Annotated in this window: 18 protein-coding genes and 1 tRNA gene; all 19 read left to right on the forward strand. The window is 51.1% G+C overall.

Annotated features, from left to right (window positions below; genetic code table 11):
- Positions 1–138 precede the first annotated feature (138 nt).
- The 19 genes from HQN87_RS25650 to HQN87_RS25740 all read left to right on the forward strand — a co-directional run bounded on the left by HQN87_RS25650 (position 139) and on the right by HQN87_RS25740 (position 21,281).
- Positions 139–1,368 (forward strand): CynX/NimT family MFS transporter, encoded by a 1,230-nt coding sequence (locus HQN87_RS25650; protein WP_254075670.1) that lies wholly within the window; start codon positions 139–141, stop codon positions 1,366–1,368.
- A 204-nt stretch (positions 1,369–1,572) separates the two neighbouring features.
- Positions 1,573–2,541 (forward strand): ABC transporter substrate-binding protein, encoded by a 969-nt coding sequence (locus tag HQN87_RS25655; RefSeq protein ID WP_254075671.1) that lies wholly within the window; start codon positions 1,573–1,575, stop codon positions 2,539–2,541.
- A gap of 125 nt (positions 2,542–2,666) precedes the next feature.
- Positions 2,667–4,268 (forward strand): helix-turn-helix domain-containing protein, encoded by a 1,602-nt coding sequence (locus HQN87_RS25660; RefSeq protein WP_173139111.1) that lies wholly within the window; start codon positions 2,667–2,669, stop codon positions 4,266–4,268.
- A 77-nt stretch (positions 4,269–4,345) separates the two neighbouring features.
- Positions 4,346–4,429, forward strand: a tRNA-Leu gene (locus tag HQN87_RS25665).
- Between the two features lie 655 nt (positions 4,430–5,084).
- Complete coding sequence (locus HQN87_RS25670; RefSeq protein WP_076078321.1) at positions 5,085–5,330, forward strand: acyl carrier protein; 246 nt, start codon at positions 5,085–5,087, stop codon at positions 5,328–5,330.
- A 13-nt stretch (positions 5,331–5,343) separates the two neighbouring features.
- On the forward strand, positions 5,344–6,672 hold the full coding sequence (locus HQN87_RS25675; RefSeq protein ID WP_173139112.1) for an ATP-grasp domain-containing protein: 1,329 nt from the start codon (positions 5,344–5,346) through the stop codon (positions 6,670–6,672).
- A gap of 33 nt (positions 6,673–6,705) precedes the next feature.
- A complete protein-coding gene (locus HQN87_RS25680) occupies positions 6,706–7,815 on the forward strand; it encodes a hypothetical protein (protein WP_173139114.1) in 1,110 nt (369 codons plus the stop codon).
- Positions 7,769–8,947: a radical SAM protein gene (locus tag HQN87_RS25685; protein ID WP_173139116.1), complete on the forward strand. Its 1,179-nt coding sequence runs from the start codon at positions 7,769–7,771 to the stop codon at positions 8,945–8,947. Before HQN87_RS25680 ends, HQN87_RS25685 begins: the two co-directional genes overlap by 47 nt.
- A gap of 29 nt (positions 8,948–8,976) precedes the next feature.
- Complete coding sequence (locus HQN87_RS25690) at positions 8,977–9,840, forward strand: hypothetical protein (protein WP_173139118.1); 864 nt, start codon at positions 8,977–8,979, stop codon at positions 9,838–9,840.
- Complete coding sequence (locus tag HQN87_RS25695; protein ID WP_173139120.1) at positions 9,840–10,751, forward strand: FkbM family methyltransferase; 912 nt, start codon at positions 9,840–9,842, stop codon at positions 10,749–10,751. Before HQN87_RS25690 ends, HQN87_RS25695 begins: the two co-directional genes overlap by 1 nt.
- A gap of 10 nt (positions 10,752–10,761) precedes the next feature.
- Positions 10,762–11,745: an ABC transporter ATP-binding protein gene (locus HQN87_RS25700; RefSeq protein WP_173139128.1), complete on the forward strand. Its 984-nt coding sequence runs from the start codon at positions 10,762–10,764 to the stop codon at positions 11,743–11,745.
- Positions 11,742–12,545: an ABC transporter permease gene (locus HQN87_RS25705; protein WP_173139130.1), complete on the forward strand. Its 804-nt coding sequence runs from the start codon at positions 11,742–11,744 to the stop codon at positions 12,543–12,545. Before HQN87_RS25700 ends, HQN87_RS25705 begins: the two co-directional genes overlap by 4 nt.
- 69 nt (positions 12,546–12,614) lie before the next feature.
- The gene (locus HQN87_RS25710; protein WP_254075672.1) at positions 12,615–13,358 is read left to right on the forward strand and encodes an ABC transporter permease; all 744 of its coding nucleotides are present in this window, start codon (positions 12,615–12,617) and stop codon (positions 13,356–13,358) included.
- A gap of 27 nt (positions 13,359–13,385) precedes the next feature.
- Positions 13,386–14,453 (forward strand): Gfo/Idh/MocA family protein, encoded by a 1,068-nt coding sequence (locus HQN87_RS25715; RefSeq protein ID WP_173139134.1) that lies wholly within the window; start codon positions 13,386–13,388, stop codon positions 14,451–14,453.
- Complete coding sequence (locus tag HQN87_RS25720) at positions 14,446–14,697, forward strand: acyl carrier protein (protein ID WP_173139136.1); 252 nt, start codon at positions 14,446–14,448, stop codon at positions 14,695–14,697. Before HQN87_RS25715 ends, HQN87_RS25720 begins: the two co-directional genes overlap by 8 nt.
- Complete coding sequence (locus tag HQN87_RS25725; protein ID WP_173139138.1) at positions 14,691–16,202, forward strand: discoidin domain-containing protein; 1,512 nt, start codon at positions 14,691–14,693, stop codon at positions 16,200–16,202. The genes HQN87_RS25720 and HQN87_RS25725 overlap by 7 nt, the downstream gene beginning before the upstream one ends.
- Before the next feature lie 95 nt (positions 16,203–16,297).
- On the forward strand, positions 16,298–18,742 hold the full coding sequence (locus HQN87_RS25730; protein WP_173139140.1) for a glycoside hydrolase family 38 N-terminal domain-containing protein: 2,445 nt from the start codon (positions 16,298–16,300) through the stop codon (positions 18,740–18,742).
- 76 nt (positions 18,743–18,818) lie between these two features.
- Positions 18,819–20,372, forward strand: a complete 1,554-nt coding sequence (locus tag HQN87_RS25735; protein WP_173139142.1) for a response regulator — start codon at positions 18,819–18,821, stop codon at positions 20,370–20,372.
- A 165-nt stretch (positions 20,373–20,537) separates the two neighbouring features.
- Entirely contained in the window at positions 20,538–21,281 is a 744-nt protein-coding gene (locus HQN87_RS25740) for a class I SAM-dependent methyltransferase (RefSeq protein WP_254075673.1), read from the forward strand.
- Positions 21,282–21,613 lie beyond the last annotated feature (332 nt).

A 21,613-nucleotide genomic window follows, 5' to 3' on the forward strand; every position in this document is an offset into this window, starting at 1 on the left:
GTTAAGGGCTATAATTGACACATGCGCCTTGGACTAGCAGCATCTTCTGCCTGCAAACCCGGTGTAATACATATCACAGCCTTCACTCCTGACGAGCTTCTGCTTGGCGGGTGTTTTGCTGCGACCTGGAGGATCAGCATGAATTTCAGCCGTAAAAACAACATGGCAGGAACAAGCCTGCCTGCCCATGATTCAAATACCGGAAGCCGGTGGATGCTCATCATCGGCATTATTTGTGTCGCAGCAGCGCTGCGCGCCCCGTTCACCTCCGTCGGCCCCCTGCTGGAGATGATCCGTGATGACCTCGGCTTATCGAATACCCTGGCCGGAGCTATCACGACCTTGCCTTTGTTGGCCTTTGCGCTTCTGTCCCCCTTCGCTCCGCAGCTTGCCCGCAGGCTGGGACTTCCCAATATCCTGATGCTGGCCATGCTGACGCTGTCGATGGGGATTCTGGTCCGTTCGGCTTCCGGGACGGTCACTTTCTTTGCGGGTACGGCGATGATCGGCCTGTCGATTGCCGTCTGCAATGTGCTGCTCCCGGGACTGATCAAGGGGAAGTTCCCGCACCGCATCGGCCTGATGACCGGAGTGTATACCGTTTCCATGAATATATGTGCAGCGGCAGCTTCCGGGGTGAGTGTTCCCTTGGCGACCTCTGCCGGGCTGGGGTGGAGGGGAACCCTGGCCCTTTGGTTTGTGATCGCTGCCCTGGCAACCCTCTTCTGGATTCCGCAGATGAAGAGTCTCGGCCAGAGCAGTGCAGGCGGCGTCCGCTCTTCGGCCGTACGGATCTGGCGCTCCCCGCTCGCCTGGCAGGTCACGCTGTTTATGGGGCTTCAGTCCTTGCTCTATTATGTTCTGATCTCCTGGTTTTCGGTGATTCTCGGTGAGCGGGGGATGACACCGGGCCATGCGGGGTGGATTCTTTCGCTGATGCAGCTGGCCCAGCTGCCGTTCACGTTCTTCGTACCGCTCTGGGCCGGACGGATGAAGAATCAACGCCCGCTGGTAGTCATTACTTTCGTTCTGTTTATCATTGGTATCCTTGGGGTCTGGCTGGGCCGCACAGAATTAATGGCGTTATGGGCCATCTGCATTGGAATAGGCGGCGGTTTTGCTTTTGGCTTGGCGATGATGTTCTTCAGCCTGCGCACCCGGACAGTGCAGGAAGCAAGCGAGCTGTCAGGTATGGCCCAGTCAGCCGGATATCTGCTGGCAGCGGCGGGACCCGCTTTGTTCGGCCTGCTGCATGATGCTGCGGGCAGCTGGAATGCACCGCTGGCGCTGCTTGCGGGAGCATGCGTGCTGCTATTCGTGGCCGGCATGGGGGCGGGACGCGACAGATATGTGGGAGACCGGTTGTGAACGAGAGGCCCCGTCAGCTTGACGGGGCCAACTATACGTTTGTATAAGATTTTTGCAGAGAAAGTGCATTGAAAGCTTGTCAGAACATGCTACGATGTGATTAAGTCATTGAGAATGATAATCAATGAAATTAGACACAGGAGTGAAGCGGAAATGATAAGCTGGGGTCGGAAATGTATTGGGACAGTCGTACTTATAGTGGCAATGTCAGCTATAGCGGCTTGCGGAAATAATAAGGCTGCGGACGGCAACGCCGTGCAGACTGGGAATAAGGCGGAACAGACGGCAGCAGCCAGTGCAGCTCCTGCGGAGACTGGGAATAAGCCATCCTCAGAAGGGGCAACCCGTACGATTGCCGGGGAATTCGGCGAGGTCGAAGTTCCCGTGAACCCCCAGCGGGTGGCAGCGATCTATCTGGAAGACTATCTGAAGGCACTGGGCGTTACTCCGGTGGTGCAGTGGTACCATCCAAGCTGGGGCAAGCAGGATTATCTGAATCTGGATGTGCCTGAATTTGATATCAGCGGCAGCATAGAAGCACTGCTGGACAAGAATCCGGATCTGATCATTGCCGATGGCGGTGTGGATGCCGCTAAGTATGAGCAGTATTCCCTGGTAGCTCCAACCTACCGCCTGCCGGAGAGCGTATTGCAGGATTCAAGGCTGATCCTTACAGCGGTCGCAGACGCGCTCGGTATTCCTGAGAAGGGAAAGGCTGTACTGGCCGAATATGACCAGAAGGTGGCAGATGGAAAGGCCGCGCTGCAGCAGGCACTGGGACAGGAGAAGGTGGCTGTGATCCGGCTTAATGTGGCGGACAAAACCGTTGCTCTTTTTGGAGTCAAAAACCGCTTTACCGGTGTACTCTATAATCAATTCGGTCTGACACCTGTTCCCATGGCTGCTGAGATGACGGAATTCCAGTCGATTATCTCAGAAGAAGTAATCCCGGAGCTTCAAGCGGATCATATTATTGTATTCCCTGACAACGGGGAGTGGGATACTGCGGCCAACCAGGAGGCGATTCGGATTCTCGATGGCCCGCTGTGGAAGAACCTGCCTGCGGTGAAGAACGGAAACATCTACAGAATGGAGCGTTCCCACTGGCAGTCCGGTGCCATTACGGCCAATTTGATGAAGCTGGATGATCTGTTGAAGGCCTTCGTGAAATAGTATTCCGTACAAGCTGCTGTTTATAGGGTAAAAGCGAAAAGAGGATCTATCAGCAGGTTGATAGATCCTCTTTTTTGTTTTACACTTAGAACTGATGATAATGGTTCTCAATCAGGAGGGGTAGAATGGCGGAACATTTGCAGGCAAGCACCGGAAGAACGCTGCTCTACAGCCTGATTAACATAGAAGCAGTTACCCGGTCACCCGGGGGAAATGAACCGGTCGCTGTATATCAAGAGCATGTATTAATCATTGTGTCGGCAGGAGCGGGCTGGCTCAAGGCAGATCATTGGCGTTATCCTTTGGAGAAGGGTGCCGGATTTCTGATCGAAGCCGGGTCGGTAAACAGAATCCAGGCCGGAGAGCAGGGGATCAGCTTTTATCAGCTCTCCTTTGAAGTCATCCGCAGAGGACACAGCAATCATGGCGGAGTGGACAAGCTGTCTGGAGAGGGCCTGCTCGTGCCGGGACTTCTTAACTGCAGGCCCTACTCACAGTGTGCCCTGCTGCTGGATTCCATATATTACAGCTGCCGGCGCCCGGAGGATATGGAATGGTTTGCGGCCCAGACCCGTTTTCAAGAGCTGCTGCTGCTGATTATACGGGCGAATGCCCCGGCGATGAAGACCAAGGATGACCGCGAGGCGGTAGAGCGTTCGATCCGTTATATGGAGGAGCATTTCAGTGAGGCCTTATCCGTCGACCAGCTGGCGGAGATTGCCGGGATTGGCCGTGCGCGTTATACACAGCTGTTCAAAGAAATTACCGGCCAGATTCCCCTGGAGCACTTGAACAGTCTGCGGATTGAGCAGGCGCAGCAGCAGCTGCTGCTGACCGGGGACCGTCTGCATGAGGTTGCACTGGCTGCCGGGTACAGCAACGAATACTATTTCAACCGGAGGTTCAAGGCAACGGTTGGGGTCACTCCGGGTCAATACAGAAGTCTTCATCAGGAAGGAGTCCGTGTATTTGCGCCATTTCTGGAGGATTACCTGGTGGCCTTAGGGGTTATGCCAGTGGTGCAGTATTGTCATGCCCAGTGGGGCAAGCAGGAGTACCTGGGTCTCGATCAGGTTCCGGCGTTTGATATTTCGGGCGGAGACTGGCAGGGGCTCTCCCGGTATAGACCGGACCTGATTATGCTGGATGACGGCTTCCAGCGCTGGCAGCTGGGAGAATGCCGCCAGGTGGCTCCATTGTTCCGGCTGCCGTTCCATCAGGAGGACTGGCGGGCCACATTGCGTTCGGCGGCAGCGGTCTTCGGCAGAACCGGCCGTGTGCAGGAGGTCATCAGCGATTATGAGCAGCTGGCCCGGCAGGCCAAACGTCAGCTCAGCCGCAGCATCCGGGGACAGACGGTGGCACTGCTGCGGATTTCTGCCCATGGCGTTGCTCTGTATGGCAGTGAGAATCTGGGATATTCCGCGCATGTTCTGCATGAGGATCTGGGGCTGCAGCGGCATCCCGCCGTCCAGCATCTTACCCGGGGACAGAAGCGTGTCAATCTGACCCATGACGAGCTTGCAGGCTTGACCGCAGATCATCTGTTCATTACGTTTGACCTTCAGGAAGGGGAGAGCCGGGAACTGCTGGAGACACAGCTCTGGAGAAGTCTGCCTGCTGTACGCAACCGCTGCGTGTACGAGGTGGATTTCATGGCCTGGATGAATTACGGTGTCCTGTCGCATCAGCGGAAGATCGCGGATGTGCTGAAGGTATTGGCTTGAAAATTAAAGCTTGCAATTCCGCTCCAAAGAGAGTATATTCTTAATTACGGTGATTGAATCACTGCAATACATAATATGCGGTCATGGCGGAATTGGCAGACGCGCTGGCTTCAGGTGCCAGTGATAGCAATATCGTGGAGGTTCGAGTCCTCTTGACCGCATCATATCTTACAATACAGGTTCTTGCTTGGCATTTATGCCGCAGGGACCTGTTTTTCTTTTGTTGTGGATGAGTGCTCTTTAATTGCTTCTTGAATGTATGAGGAAAACAGCATACATTGTGCCGGCACGCAGGCGTGTGGCCCGAATGTATGAGGAAAACAGCATACATTGTGCCGGCACGCAGGCATGTGGCTCGAATGTATGCGGAAAACAGCATACATTGTGCCGGCACGCAGGCATGTGGCTCGAATGTATGCGGAAAACAGCATACATTTTGTTTATTTCTTTAGTGCTTTTTATGTATTTTAAAGCCTGTAGTTCGTACCCCGCTTAAACAGCGGAGAGGACGGAACGAATGTGGAAAAGCGGCAGCGGTCGCCTTGGTCTCCGGATTTTCACCGCTAAGGGGAATCCGAAAAATCTGGAGACCACAGCGATTGGAACATCGGTCCGTTCGCGGAGCGTCCACCCATGCTCCCACCCAAGTGTCCAAGCTGATCCTACTCAAACTGAATCTCTCAGCTGTAATCAATTCCAATAAAAATCCTATACATATCATAAAAATGTGAGTTAGAAGCCGGAACTCTGAGGTTGTATCATAACTAGTAAGCAATGCTGCTTATTTAAAATTCATGATGCGAGGAGAACGGTGATATGCAGGATACCATTGTGCGGATCTTGAGTGAAATTAAGAACAATCCCGAGCTGTTGCTCACTGCCACTGAAGCCACCGATATTGTGAATGAGGTAGGTCTGGATTCCCTGCAGATGATTAATTTCATTCTCCGGATCGAAGACGAATTTGAAATTGAGTTTGATTTTGATCACTTTGCCTATGAGGATTTCCAGTCGATCGGGGATTTCATGGGGTTCATCACAGCCACGCAAACCGCTTCTTAAGGAGGCTTCATGGATGAAGTCAACCGTGGTTCTAGGCACCTTTGATTCCGAGGCGTGGTGGCGGAGTCCGCATGGATCTATGCTTCCTTCTATGAACAGCAGCCAAGCTGTGACGATGGGCATGGATGAATTGTTGTTTCCGTTATGCAAGGAGCAGGATATTCTGTTCACCCGGCAGCCCATGGACGAGCATCTTAGAAGCTATTTATCGCGGCTCGGCTATACCTTCACCCCTATTCATTGCAGAAATCCCGTTCATGCGGAGGACTACAGGCTGCATGTGTTTGATCTTCTAATGGCTGATGCAGGCTACTACCAGCAGCTACTCCCGCAAGATGCTATAATCTCTCCCTATTCTATTCTTTCTGATGCCAATGAGGTAGTACGCAGGTTCAGTTTTGGTAATCATTTTCCCTCCTTAGATACAGTTCGAGCAGTAAATTCAAAGACCTATTCTCATGAACTAAGACAAAGATTGGGCATTCGCAATAGTTCCTCGATAGCGGAAAGTGCTGAGGAACTGCTGACCTACGGCCTTCAGCTGCTACGGACCGGACAAGTGCTGGTGAAGGACCCGCTGGGTGTCTCAGGCAAAGGCAATATGTTAATTTCAAGCGAGAGAATGCTGAGAAGAATTGCCGCCTATCTGCAAGAGCAAGAGAATAGAGGCAAACAAACACAGTTCATTATCGAACCCCTGCTTGATAAAACGGAGGATTTCTCCTGTCAGCTGTTCATAACAGAGCAGGGGGAAGCGGAATTGTTGTCTGTTCAACGAATGGTGAATGAAGCCTTCTCTTATGCAGGCTCCTATCCTGCCGGTTCCGGGTTTACCCGGACGCTCCGGGACAAGGATTATTTCAGCATTATGGAAGATGCCTGCAAGGACTTGTTCATGGCAGGCTATCACGGCGAGGTATGTATAGATTCCATGCTGCTGGCAAGCGGTGAGCTGGTGCCCATCGTTGAGATTAATGCCAGAAAGTCCATGGGGCTGATTAACCATCATCTCAATAACGATTTACAGCAGTATTCCTTGTTCAGCTTTTTGACCTTTATCCCGGCAGGCTGCGCTGCGGAAGTGACCATGCTGCACGTACTGGAGGTTCTCCAAGCCAACGGATTGTTGTTTACGCAAGAGAACAGGCAAGGAATTATACCGCTGGGTGCAAACACGCTGTTCGGCTCCGGCAATACCGCATTTGCTGACGCGGAGTCTGAATGGAGGAAGGGGAAGCTTTATGTAGCTGCTCCCTATGCCTCTGATGTGAGTGAAGCATTCACGCTAATCCGGCGGGTGAAGGACGTCTTGAAGTCTCTAACCATTAAGGTTTATAACTGACCAGTCTTGATCGTAAAAAGAGGGAGCTGACAAATGATTACCATTTTATGCTCATCTGTCGCATTGGGAGTCTATACGCCCGCAGTCCTGTTACGTGACGAGCTAAGCAGGTCATATGAGGCCGATCTGGAAGTGCTGGAGAGCCTGTATCCGCCCGAAACAAGACTGAAATTAACCGAAAATAAAAAGGTTTTCTCTACGAGATTTGAAGTAGCCAAGCTGGGTCACAGAATGATCAGGGATATCACACCGAATCTGGACCCCCAGCTGGTAGCCCAGCTTTTAGGCAAGTGGGCGGAAGAGAACCGGAGGGTGTTTATGGTTTTCTCGGGATTCTGGATGCCCGTTCTGGAAGAGTACGCGAAGAGTTACCGCAAGGATGTGCATGTCGAGCTGGTTCATATGGATGCGGTCATATCTCCATCGTGGAAGCTGTATTCCAACAATATCCGGAATGATCTGTTTACGGTGAACGATGTCTGGTTTTTTGACGGGGCGTCTGGGCGGGTGAATTACAGTATTTCCATGGGTCATGCTGCCCCGAAGGACTATAAGGAACGTGACCACCGGTTCGTCATCCATGGCGGCGGCTGGGGAATGGGGACCTACAAGGAGACGGCAGCAGAGCTGAATCACTCCCTGGATTTGAACATCGTCATTCATGAGCTGGCGGATGATCAGGCTTATGGAGCCGGCCACCGTTATTACATGGTGAGGCCGGGCTGGTCACCCTGGATGAAGAACGAAGAGCATGAATATACCCTGCCGCCGTTCGGTGAAGTGATCAATAATTCCTTTAACGAGGATACCGGGGTGAAGCATAGCTTCTATCAGCTGATCTGTAACTCGAAGGGGATTATCAGCAAGCCGGGGGGAGGAACCCTGCTGGATTCGCTGGAATCCTTCACGCCGGTTATTTTCCTGGAGCCGCTGGGTGAGCATGAAGCCCGCAACGCGGAGCTATGGGAGCGGCTGGGTTTTGGCATAAGGTATGAGCACTGGATGAGGATGGGTTGTCCGCTTGAAGTATTGGAGGCATGCAGTGAGAACCTGAGAAGCTATAAAACTCAAGTATTACATTACGGGAGGTGTTTTGATGAGACAGCCACAAACATCCGTAGTTCTGGACCGGGATTCCTTTGAGCGCCTGAAAAAAACCATTAAGCATATGTCGGTCACGCACAAACAGGTTCATCTCAATCCTGCGTATTCGACGAATCTTCCGGTCGAGGTCGGGCTTAAATTAACCAATGGCTGTAATCTGCGCTGCAAGCATTGCTTTGAATGGAACGCTGAGGGGTATCACCGGGATTTGGGCAGAGCCGAGCAACGGGAAGAGCTTGATTTCGCTGTGATTGAAAAAGTGTTCCGGCAAACCAAAGAAACGAACGCCAATATGTTCCTTTGGGGAGGAGAACCTCTGTACTACAGCCGGTTCAATGAGCTGGCCGACCTGCTGGAACAGGACCCCAGATGGACGGTGTTATGCACCAACGGCATTCAAATCATCGAGAAGCTGGATTCCATCCTCAAAATGTCCAAAAGTCTGGTCTGTCTGATCAGCCTGGAAGGCTTCGAAGCAGAGAATGATGCGATCCGGGGAAAGGGCACCTTCAAGAAGGTGATGGCGGGCATTGATAAGCTGCTGGAGCTGGAGAAGGAGGGCATCTACCAGGGGAAAATCTCCATCCATCTGACCATTAGCGATGTCATGATTGATAAGCTGTATGATTTTGTGGAGTTTTTTGAGAATAAAGGAATTGACTCGGTGTATATTACCTTCCCGTGGTATTTGCCGGATGAGGTATCGAGCAATATGGACCGCTATTTCAACGAGCATTTCAAGTGGCTGGCGGATGATCTGGAGGAGGGGCACCGCAATAGCTGGCATTCGTTCAAATATCGAATCTCGCCTGACAGGATTGATCCGCTGCTTGCGCAGATGGAGAGGATTAACCAGCGAACCTGGAACTTACGAACACGTTATCAGCCAGCGCTTGAACTACATGAGGTACGCGACTTTGTACTCGGTTCAGAGAAGCCTGCCCAGAATAAAACGCAATGCCTGTCGATCCGCACCAGACTGGATGTGCTGGCTGACGGTGAAGTCAGTGCCTGCAAGTTGTTTCCGGAGTTCTCCCTGGGGAATCTGGGGGATCAGGATCTTAAGGATATTTGGGACGGCGATAATTTCGAAAGGGTCCGGGAAACCCTGAAATGCGGCCTGATGCCGGTATGCTCCAAGTGTATTCTGCTCTATCTTCACGGAAAATAAGAATGGAGGCTATCCCGAAGAATTCCGCTGTGAGCCGCAAACTGACGGATTGGACGGTTCCCTTTGGCCCCTATGATTGTTTGTTGAATGCGGTTACATTGTGGCTGTCAGTTCATCATGCTGATCTGAATCCGCTGTACAGGTATAATTTCACCATTAATTATTATTATGCAGGCTATGACTGGTTCGACAGTACGGTGCCGGTGAAGGAGCTGTTCAGCTTCATCCGGCACGCTTATGGGGTTGAAGGGAAGCCTTGCCGTTTAGACTCGGTGGATCGCGGACGGGTGTATCTGCTGCCGGTGGACGCCTATTATGTGCCTTATATGAAGGAATTTTACGGGAAGGGCCATATGCTGCATTATGTGCTGGCTGAAGCGGCAGACGATCAGAGCCTGAGAGTTACAGATCCTTATTTTGCAACAAGCCTATTGGCCGACCGGACTTGCGTGGAGCAGGCATGGCGCACCTTCAGCGAACCGGTTATGGAAATTAGCCCGCCCCTCAGCCTGAAGCCTGATCTAAACGCTATCCGGCCTTACTTAACTACACAGCCCTATACAGAGCTGCTCCCCGTCACTTTTGCCCGGATTTCGGAACTGATCATGGATGTTGGAGCTTATAGGGGGCCGGAGAATGTAATGGATCATCCGGTGTTCAAACAACAGTTCGGCTGCATCCGCACGATTGCCCTATCGCGGTTAAGGCATTTCAGCACCTGCAGCACCATGGATGTCGCTCACCTTGGCTCGGCCTGGAGGAAGCTTGAAGTGAGCTTTATGAAGATGACGATCAGCTTGGACAGAGGGGTAACGGCTACCGTGAAGCAGCTGAAGCAGATTGCCGAGGATGAGCTGGCTTATTTACATTCCTATGCAACAGGAGGACGATGATGCCGGAAGAAACCAGGTACGAGCAGATCCAGCGGATGTTCTGGGAGAAGAGGGTCGAGGCAGTCCAATTGCTTAGACGGGCGCTTAAAGAGCAGGTCGAGCAGATTGAAATTCATCAAGCGGAGACCCGGATCAGGCTGACGGACGGGAGACGGTTTGTGTGGGATACCGGGCACTTGAACAGTCTTGGTTTTCTCATGCGGGATGGGTTTGTGGAGCGCGGGGAGAGCCGGTTATTGTCCGTACTGATCCGTGAAGGATTTGAAGTACTGGATATCGGGGCGAATTATGGGTGGTATTCCACGCTATTCGCACAAGCGGTAGGGCAGAGCGGCAGAGTTCATAGCTTCGAGCCGGTAAGCCCCACCTTCGCTGAACTGGCAAGAAACATTCAATTAAACAACCTGCAGAATGTAATTCTCAATCAGGTTGCGCTGTCTGACTATAACGGGGAAGCAGAGATCTATCTGCCTGTACGAAGCGGATCTGAGGATGCTGCGTTAATCATTGACCCGGCCTTACAGCATAAGACCTACCGTTGCCGGGTGCAGACGCTGGATACGTACATTGAGCAGCAGCAGATCAGCCATATTGACTTGATCAAAGCCGACATTGAAGGCGGCGAATTAAAAGCATTCAAGGGAATGGAACAGTATTTGCAGCAGCATCATGAGAAGCCCCTGCTCATGCTGGAAGCGACGGAGGTTCTGGCTTTACGGTTCGGAAATTCGATCAGTGATCTGTTCCGGTTTTTGCAGCAGTATCAGTATCAGCTCTTTCAACTGGCCGCAGAGGAGCTTGTGGAGCTGGATAGCGCTGCGGAGCTTACGGCACAGAATATCTTTGGCCTGCAGCCGGAGCATGTCCGGAGGTACAGCCCGTTCATCAGATTGATAACCATTGCAAAGTAGGGATGCCGGTATGGTCATTCATGTAGATCAATTGAGCAAGTCCTTTGACTACTACAAAAAAGAAACGGGAATCCGAAATTCCGTCAAGAATCTGTTCCACAGGGAGAAATTAACCAAGGATGCTGTGAACAAGGTCTCGTTTGATATTAACGAAGGCGAGATGGTCGCGTTTCTGGGTCCGAACGGAGCAGGCAAAACCACCACTTTGAAAATGCTCTCCGGCATCCTGTATCCGAGTGGCGGCAGTGCGGAGGTGCTGGGCTACACGCCCTGGGACAGGAAAAATGACTTCAAGAAGCAATTTTCCATTGTCATGGGCCAGAAAAACCAGCTGTGGCTGGATCTGCCGGCAAGCGATTCCCTGTATTTAAACAAATGTATCTATGAAATCGGTGATCAGAAGTATAAGGATACACTTGACGAGTTAGTGACACTAATGGATGTCAGGCACCTGCTGCATGTGCAGGTCCGAAGACTGTCCCTGGGTGAGCGGATGAAGATGGAGCTGATCGCTGCGTTGCTGCACCGGCCCCGGATTATTTTTCTGGATGAGCCGACGATTGGCCTGGATCTGGTGTCCCAGAAGAACATCCGCGAGTTCCTCAAGGCTTATAATCATGAGTTCCGCACAACCCTGCTGCTTACGAGCCACTATATGAAGGATATTGAAGACCTGTGTAAGCGGACTATCGTGATCAATCAGGGCAAGCTGGTGTATGACGGGGAGATCCGCAAGATCAACGAGGTCATGAATGAGAAAAAACGGATGAAGCTGACCTTCTCGGCCATCGTCGAGCGGAAGGATCTGGCCGTTATGGGTTCTATCAAAGAATATAGCGGACATGAGGTTATTCTCGAAGTGGAGCGTACGAAGTTCAAGGAGTATTCCAGAATGGCCATGGATCACTTTCCCGTCATTGACCTCAATCTGGAGGATATTCCCCTGGAGGAAGCCATTGCACGTTTATATGAACAACCGGAGCCGCAGGGATGAACAATAAATTTGCCGTCAGCTTTTCGCTGGGAATCCAGAACTCCATGGAGTACCGCTTCAACTTTTTCATGGGCTTTGCCAGTCTCTTTTTCCCGATCTTCATCCAGCTCTTCCTGTGGAAGGCGGTCTATAGCCATGCCTCCAATATGAACTTATATGGCTATACCTACCGCCAGATGATCGTCTATACCATCGTAGCTGCCCTGATCTCGCGGCTGGTGGCTACGGGTCTGGAATATGACATTAACCATGATATCAAGAGCGGGGGGCTCAATAAATATCTGGTGCGGCCGATCGGTTATTTTCCTTATAAAATATGTGTCTACCTTGGCGGGAAGGTCCTCTCATTTGCCATTACGTTAATCATGCTGCTGGGCGTGGTACTGTTCATGGTTTATTACTTCAAGGCGCCAATCAGCGTATCGCGTATCCTGGTTTTTGGTGTCGTGCTTATACTGGCGGTTGTGCTTAATTTCATGATCTCCTTCTCGGTCAGTGCGATTGCCTTCTGGTTAACCGATGTTTCTTATTTTTTTCATGTTACAGCGTTATTGATTCAGATTTTTAGCGGCGGGATCTTCCCGCTCGATATTTTTGGGGCGGCATGGCTGGCCTTCTTCGACTACCTGCCGTTCAAGTATACGATCTACATGCCGGTGAATGTAATCAACGGCAAGCTGACCCTGCTTCAGGCGCTGCATGTGATCGAGCTGCAACTGCTATGGATTGGACTCCTTCTGTTGCTTACGCGCTATATTTGGACAGTGGCGATCAAGAAATATATTGCCGTAGGGGGTTAAGGGAACCCGATGCTCAGATCACTCCGGAAGTACGGTTTCATATACAGCTTGTTCATCAAAAATTCCCTGATGTCCCAAATGGAGTATCGGGTGAATTTCCTGATGGGCCTGCTGGTGGAGACCTCCTATCTGTTCGCCAAATTCCTGTATGTGATTATTGTCTATGAGGCCGGCTTGACGCTGGATGGCGTGCCCATTGATGCGATATTGCTGTTTATTGGCACCTACACCTTGATGACGGGGTTATATTGGGGACTGTTTGCCATCAACTTCGTGCAGATCCCGGAGCATGTAAGAACGGGGTCACTCGATCTTTTGTTAACGAAGCCGATATCCCTGCAATTTATGATGACGTTACGGAATGTTGACTTTGGCCTGGCGATTCCGAATGTACTGGGAGGAGTGACCATGATTGTGGTGGGCTGGAGAAGACTGGGGCTTCCGGCCGATGCCGCTTCAATAGGCGGGTTCATCTTTTTCCTCGTGCTGGGTCTGTTCGTGACCTACACCCTGTTCCTGATCCCGCAGTTATTATCGTTCTGGTTCATTCAGATTGCTGCGGTCAATGACATCTCCAACGGCCTGTTCGAGCTGAATAACATGCCTATGATGATCTACTCCAAATGGATTCAGCGTATAGGGGTATTTGTTATCCCTGTTCTATTGATTACTAACTTCTCACCCTTATTCGTGCTGGACCGGTTACATCCGGGCCTCTTCCTCTGGGCCATTCTGTCTCCCATTCTACTGCTGGGCATCACGAGATGGATCTGGTCCAAAGCGATTCGTAATTACAACAGCTCAGGCGGCTAGCTATCCGGGATCACAGGAGGTAAGGATATGAATACTCACAATACTCAGAAGCCATATCGTATAGGGATTTTGGGCTGCTCCACAATCGCTCCATTCTCGATCATTAACCCGGTCAGGGAGCTTGATCCATTTGTAACTTATGGTGTGGCGTCGCGTGATTTGGACAGATCGAAGGCTTATGCGCTGAAGCATGAGATTCCGCATGTTTTTGAAAGCTACGACAGGCTGCTGGCGTCGGCGGACATTGATGTGGTCTATATCCCGTTATCCAATTTCCTGCATAAGGAATGGACGCTGAAGGCGATTGAGGCTGGCAAGCATGTCTTGATTGAGAAACCGATGGCCCTGCATGCCGATGAGGTGCTGCTCATCAATGAACGGGCCAAGGAGCAGGGTGTGCATGTCCTTGAAGCGCTAATGGTCCAGCATCATTCGTGGCAGCAGGATATCACGGACATGATTGCAGCTGAAACCTACGGCAAGCTCAAGAAGATCAAAACCCGGATCTCCTTTGAAATTCTGCAAAGCAACTACAGCGCGGATAATTACCGGTTCAAGCCGGAGTACGGCGGCGGCTGCTTCATCGACGAATGCTCGTATTGGCTGCAGTTTATCCAAAAGGTCATCGGTCTAACGCCGCAGACACTGGACGGATACTCGACGTTCTCCGGCATCAATCAATGCGACTGGACCTTTCATGCGGCGCTGCAATATGAAGGGGGCGTCGAGGCAGAGTTCCTGGGTTCCTTTGAAATGCCGAACAATGCCACCCACTGGCTGGAGTTTGAGCGGGCCAGGGTAAGGATCAGCGGCTTTTTCAAGCCTTGCTATGGGGATTACAAGATCGTTGTTCAGGTTGAGCATACGGAAGAGGGAACAACAGAGAAGCTTGTCTACTCTCCGCAGAATTACTATGTGAACCAGCTCCGGTTCTTGGCAGAGGTTCTTGGGGGCACCAGAGAGAATATCCCCTTATCTGAATCCTATGAACGAGTGGCAACTATGAACGCCATCTATGAGATGGCCAGGAAGAAGCATCTTGAACAGCCCGGCATGGAAGATAAACCGGGCGGGGAGGCTGTGAGTTATGGATGACAGAGAACAGGAGCTGCGTAAGCTGCTCGCTCAACTGCCCGGCGGTCCTTCCCGGATGAAGGATGCAGGTATGGACGTGGATTTGCGAAGCTATGGCATGGATTCTTTGTTGTTTATTCATTTTGCAGTGGTCCTGGAAGAGCATTTCTCCATAGAGGTAAGCCCGGAATTTCTCGATATAGATAAACTGTACAGTCTTCAGAAGTGGAGAGAATATATTGATTCACAGGATCTTGTATGCTAGTAGCCCTGGAGATGGACTATTTCAGCGAGGGCTACCGGACCATGCACTCCAATTGTGTGGATTTGCCTATGGCGGGTGCTGCGGGCTGTCATCAGTATGAGAATTATTTCTACTATACCTTCCTGTATTCCGTCATGATGAATTGGGGAGAGGCAGCGGACGGGGACTGGGTGGCCTCCAGACGCAGCATTCTTAACAAGCTCGGCTTGACCCTTAAGGTGACTGAGGTCCTGGATGCTGCTGGGCTGCTGTCTGCCATTCGTATGAACATTGATCAGCAGTGCCCGGTCGTGATGATTGCCAACTATAACGATCTGTTTTTTTTGAGCCAATACGGGACGGTCATTGATGATCATGCTGTGTTAATTACGGAATATGATGCAGCCAGAGAGCTGATCGTGATCCGGGAGAATCAGCTGAACAAGGAGGTAACCTTGAATGTGATGAAGGGGGAGCCTTTCTTCAAGCTGCAGCTGACCGAGGAGATGATAGCGGATATCTGGAATAAATCCAATGCTTCTTTTAAGGAGATCAGGAATTATTGTTATAACAAGCTGTTCAGCGTAGCGAAAATAGGCGAACCGGAGGTTCACAGCTATCTGGAGCTGGTTGAGGATTTCGCACAGTGCTATAAGAACCGTTCCAGCCATTTAATAGAAGCCGTGGAACGGTTCAACGACAATGTCGCTCTTATGGAGGGGCTTCATGACGCAAATGCCGTTGCGGTTGAATTTGAAACCATGCGCAGGAGTTATCACGGCTCGGCGATCATCATGTTTGATATCTTCGAGAAGGCGCTGCCCTGGTTATCCGCTCATGAAGAATGGGGGCAGATATTCGGCGGGTTCCGGGATCAATATATCAAATTCAGATACCATCTGATCTCCAGCTTCCATGCGGATACGCTGAGACGGAAGCTGATGCCGCCGGATAGAATTCTTCAGCTTACAGAGGAGATTAGACAACTGGATACGGAGCTGTTCTCTCTGCTCGGTAAGCTGCTCGCCCATCACCATAAGGAGCAGGAATCTCACAATGCCGCACAGGCTTGGACGAATTATGCGGCCTGTGCTGAGGTATCGGCGGATAGTGAGTATAGCCTTGACCCGGAGACCGTCTGTCATGCCAGCCAGGCGGTGAATGGCAGGCTGGAGAATTGGGTCACGGATTCCTGGCATTCGGACACCGCCCAGCCCGTCCATTGGCTGCTGCTGGATCTGCTGAAGCAGAGAGATCTTCTGAGATTTGTGATCAGGCATTCGCCTGCCCCCGGCTATATCACGATGGATTATGAGCTTCAGGGCAGCGACGACAAAGAGCAATGGGAGCAGATAGCGGCTGTACGGAATAATGAGTCTGTCTTAACCGCACATGAGGCTGACGGCTGTTCGTTCAGATACATCAGATTATATATTACTTATCCGGCCCAGAATGATTTTCAGGCGCGGATCTATGAGCTTGAAGTGTGGGGACTGCCTGATATCACTCAAGCCTCAAAAATCTGATATGATTCAAAAAAAAGTAGGATATCCTTCCATTTGGCCTGCTGGATATAATAAAACTGTAAAAATAAAATGCCAAATTGATTGGAGAATCAAACATGAACAACAAGAAGAAATGGACGATTTATGTGATTCATCATTCTCATACGGATATTGGCTACACCGAGCGGCAAGAGAAAATCGAGCAATATCACGTGGACTTTATCAGGCAGGCCATTGCGATCTGCGAGGCGGCTCAGACGGAAGAGCGTAAGGAATGGGCGGGCTTCAAATGGACCTGCGAAACCTTCTGGGCCGTGGAGAAGTTTCTGGAGGAAGCCACGGAAGCAGAGAAGGAACAATTTACAGCTGCGCTCAGACGCGGGGATATCGAGTTATCGGGCACCTACTTGAATATGACGGAGCTGATTAATTTCGAGCTGCTGAGCAGTATGCTTGCACGGGCAGGGCAATTCGCCCAGCCGCTGGGGCTTCAGGTGAAGTCGGCCATGACCGCGGATATTAACGGATACAGCTGGGGTTATGCACAGGCTCTGGCAGACGCAGGAGTCGAGAATTTGCTGTCCAGTATCCACACGCATCACGGGATGTTTGCCATCGGACGCAAGCAATTCCCCTTCTATTGGGAGACACCCAAAGGCAACCGCCTGCTGGTATGGAGCGGCGAGCATTACATGATGGGGAATGATCTGGGGATCAATCCGGATGGGGCATTATCCTATACCATCAAAGACGAAGACCCGATATGGGGAATCTCTAAAGATCACTGGAAGCTGGCCGAGACCCGGATTGCCCGCTATCTGGATCAGCTGGAGAAGGAGCAGTATCCATACGATTTCGTATTGGTGAATGTCATGGGGCTGCTGCGGGATAACTCGGCGCCGAATCCAGGAATCATGACCTTCATCAAGGAATGGAATCAGAAGCACGGGGACCGTGTTGAGATTGAAATGACAACGCTTAACCGGTACTTCGAGCTGTTGCGGCAGCAGGAGGCCGAGATCCCTGTCTATAGCGGGGACTGGCCGGACTGGTGGTCCGATGGCGTGGCTTCAACGGCGATGCACACCCAGATCTTCAGGAATGCCCAGCGGACCCTGGACGTAGTTAAGCGGCTGGACCCGGAGCGCAAGCTGGCGGCGTCAAGCGATATGGCCCAGGCAGAGCAGCAGTTAATGATGTATGCCGAGCATACCTGGGGATATCACTCCTCCATCTCGGAGCCCTGGCACATCATGGTGCAGGAGCTGGCCGTCCGCAAAGAGGCGTATGCTGCCAATGCCAGCAGACGGGTTCATGCCTCACTGGATACGGTTCTGAAGGCGCGGGGCGATGTGCTGCTGCGGGCAGACCGGGCATTCACCTATAAAGTAATCAATTCCTTCGATTACCCCGTAGAGGATCTGGCTCATTTCTATCTGGAGGAGCAGTGGGAAGCGGATTATTTCCGGCAGGGGCTCGAGGTGGTCGATGAGCAGAGCGGAGAAGTGGTCCACCATCAGCAGGAGAAGGTAAGCAGAGGATACCAGATTGCAGTCTTGGTCAAGCTTGGCGCGAAGGAAGAGAAGCGGTTCCGTATCCGGGAAGCCTCGAAGACCGTCCCGGTCACGACAAGCAGCACCCGCTTGCGGGGAGCCGACCGGATTCATGATATCCGGGATATCTTCCCTCCTGTGCAGGAGGAGAGCCCCCGGCTGTTCATCACGGAGAATCATATTGAATCGCCTTATGTACGTATTGCGTGGAGAGCCGGAGAAGGCATCGTCTCCTGGATCGATAAGCAAACCAGCCGGGAATTCATTGATCCCCGTCAGGCTCACGGAGCCTTCACACCGGTGTATGAAGTGACCCCCGGCGGCGGTGACGACCAGATGACCGTGCGGAGAATCATGGGCAGGAACCGCAAAGGCATGAATGTTCAGCGTTCGGAGGGTGTCCTCTCAGGCGTGAAGGAAATAACGAACGGCCCGGTGTACGGCATCATTGAACTGAAATATCAGGTTCAAGGAATGAGCCACTATTCGTTATTCCTGAAGGTGTTCAAGGACCGGAAGAGAGTCGATGTCTCCGTCCGTATCCACAAGGATAGTGTGTGGGACCCGGAGAATGTGTACGTCGCCCTTCCCTTTAGTGCAGGCGGCAGCAGTGAGCTGTGGTTCGAGAAGGCCGGGGCTGTCCTGAGGCCGGGAGTAGATCAGATCCCGGGCACCTGTACGGATTTCTATTGTATTCAGGAAGGGCTTGCGGTTATATCCCCTCAAGGCGGGCTGTCCATTGCCACCCCGGATACGCCGCTGATGCAGACCGGACCTTTGGAATATGGCCCAAGACTGGTGCAGGGGCAACAGGAAGAGAACGGTCATACCTCGTTATATGCCTGGGTGCTGACCAATTACTGGGAGACGAACTTCAAGGCGACCCTCGGGGGATTCTACGAATTCCGGTATATGCTGCAATGGGGAAGCGAAGCGGATACGGCAGAACAAGCTATTCAGTTGTGCCACAGTGCCAATGCAGGCACGGTTGCATTCAGAACCACATAAATTCCGGCGGGCATAAGAAGGGCTGAATCTTTTATAGAGGAGCCCTTTTTTTTGTTAAAAAAGGGAGGCGTGCGCTGTGTACCGTATTCTGATTGTGGATGACGAACGCATTGAGAGAGAGGGCATTCAGCAATTGATACAGGAGCACCATCTGGAGCTGGAGACACTCCTTGCGGCGAATGGCGAGATTGCGCTGGAGATCCTACAGAAGCACAAGATTGATATTCTGATTACGGATATCAAGATGCCCTTTATGGACGGGCTGGAATTGTCGGAGAAGGTCAGCAGCCTGGGCCTGGATATCGAAATGATCATTTTCAGCGCTTACCATGAGTTTGAATATGCAAGAAGAGCCTTGCGGACTAACATATCGAATTATTTGCTGAAGCCGGTTCATATCCCGGAGTTTCTCAGTGTGGTGAGCGAGGCGATCCAGGCCTGTGAAGACAAAGCGGCCGAGAAAATGCGGAACGAACAACTGGTGGAGGGCTATAACCGGGGACTTCTGTACGAGAAGGAAAAAATGCTGCTGGACTCCCTAAACGGCGTGAAAATAAATACGGAGGCATGGATGTCCCCGGAACTGCTGGAATATGTCCAACATAAGCATTGGCTGCATATGATTCTGGTGGATTGCCGCCGGAAGTTTTTTGATATTCACAATGATGAATTCATTAGGCTGTTACACGATAACCTCAGCTACGCCTTCGATTATGTGAACTTGAGCGAGCATCAAAGCATGCTGTTCATCAAGCACCCCCGCCCCGTCCCCAAAGAGACGCTGCGCATGCTTGGAGATCAGATTATCCGCGCCGCCGCCGGGAGTCTGGAGCTGAATGTGGGTCTGGTGATCGGGAGAGCGGTGAATCAGCCGGAACAGCTATATGATGCCTATACCGAGATGGAGCAGATGCTGGAATTCAAATTTTTCATGGATGAGTATACCCTTCTATTTGCCGATGAACCCTTTGAGCAAGCGGGCTTTGACGAGATCGAATTGAATCCGATTCTGGATAAGGTCTACCAGTGTCTGGAGTATAACGATTTTACCGGTGCGAAATACAGTATAGAGCTGCTGTTTACCTACCTGAGAACCAAGGGGCAATTCTCGTCCCTGTACACCAAGTTCATCTGTTCGGAAATTATGAAAAAGGTGGTGACGCGCGAGAAAAACCGTGAGACTGCGGAGATGAATCATTACTTGGAGCAAATTCATAAGACCGTTTCCCTTCAGGATCTGAAGGATCATATGTTTGCGATCCTGTCCCTCATGGAATCCGTCAGCGGAGCGAGCCCTAAGAAGGCCGCCAATCTTAAGCTGATCCGGACCATTACAGATGTAATCGACAAGGAATACGATCAGGATCTCTCTTTGGAAGGCATCGCGGAGAGGGTCTATTTGACCCCAAGTTATCTAAGCTATTTGTTCAAAAAGGAGACGGGCCAGAGTCTCATCCGTTACATCACGCAGGTGAGAATGGACAAAGCCGTTGAGCTGCTGAATACAACGAATATGAAGATCGTCGATATCTATAAGAAGCTGGGCTACAGAAGCTCGACCTATTTTATCCAGACCTTTCGTAATTACCATGGGGTCACTCCGGCCAGGTTCAGGGAAGGCTCTCCGTAGGGTAGATAAGAATTGGTTATATTTATTAATTACCAGGCAGATGATCCGGAAAACTATAAAATATGTATAAGAAATCTGGTGACAACAGCGGCCGGAAGTCCAAATGTTCACCGCAGTGACGATGAAGCTTGAAGGTGGGAAAAGTGACGGAGGAGAATTGGAGGAATGACATTGATTGAACATGACAATCTTGAAGAATATCAAGACCCGGTAAATTACGATCTTGAGTTCGGCGGTGAAGAGGACAAATATCAGTTCTACCTTGAGCTTGCCAGATCGAATCCCGGGGAAGTGCTGGAGCTGGCTTGTGGTACAGGCTTAACAACAATCCAGCTGGCGAAAGCCGGCATTAAGATGACGGGGGTAGATATCTCTTCAGTGATGCTGGCCCATGCGCGGCTGAAGGCGGAAGGGTTGCCGGTTACTTTCATAGAAAGTGATGCCCGGACCTTTGAATCGGACAAGCGGTTTGCGATGATTTATTTGACCGGGAATGCCTTTCAGGCATTCTTAAGTGATCAAGACCAGATCGGGTTGCTCGCGACCGTTCACAAGCATCTGCAGCCGGGCGGAATCGTTGCCTTCGAGACCCGTAATCCCAAGGGCACGGAGTTAGCTGATGAAGAGGAGACCGGGTGGGGATCGTTCATAGATAAGGACGGGAATATCGTCAAGGTGTCAGGCACTCAACGCTACGATGCCAGCCGGCAGATTATGCATTGGGTCACTATTCGGGATTGGGGGAATAAGCGGACAACCTCACGGATTTCTTGCCGGTTTACGGATCAGGATGCGCTGAATTCTTTATTAACCCGTCAGGGCTTCCGCATCGAGCATCAATATGCGGACTGGGATAAAACACCTTTCTATCCGTCAGCCTCATCAATTATTAGCGTTTGCCGGAAATGATCCAACTATTTCTCGCTGTAACGATACCGGAAATAGTTGGATTTTGTACACTTGCTGATGGACGATGGAACCCTGCGGCGGAAGCAGTTGTATAAACAGCACTTAAATTCTCCGATTTCACCCCAAGCAGCGAAAACGCACAATAGCAGATGTACTTTATCCACTTGCTTCCGTACATCCCCCGGAAATGGGCAAATTAAGATACGTTTTTCTAAGCCTGTTGATTACCTATATTCTGGTAATTAAATCAATAGCATGGGCTAAATAAATCTTCCACTCCACAGGTAGCCTTTGCAGCGTAAATAACCGATCAAACTCGGCGAACGTTAATC

It is taken from the genome of Paenibacillus tritici (assembly GCF_013204885.1).
GTDB classification, from domain to species: domain Bacteria; phylum Bacillota; class Bacilli; order Paenibacillales; family Paenibacillaceae; genus Paenibacillus_AQ; species Paenibacillus_AQ tritici.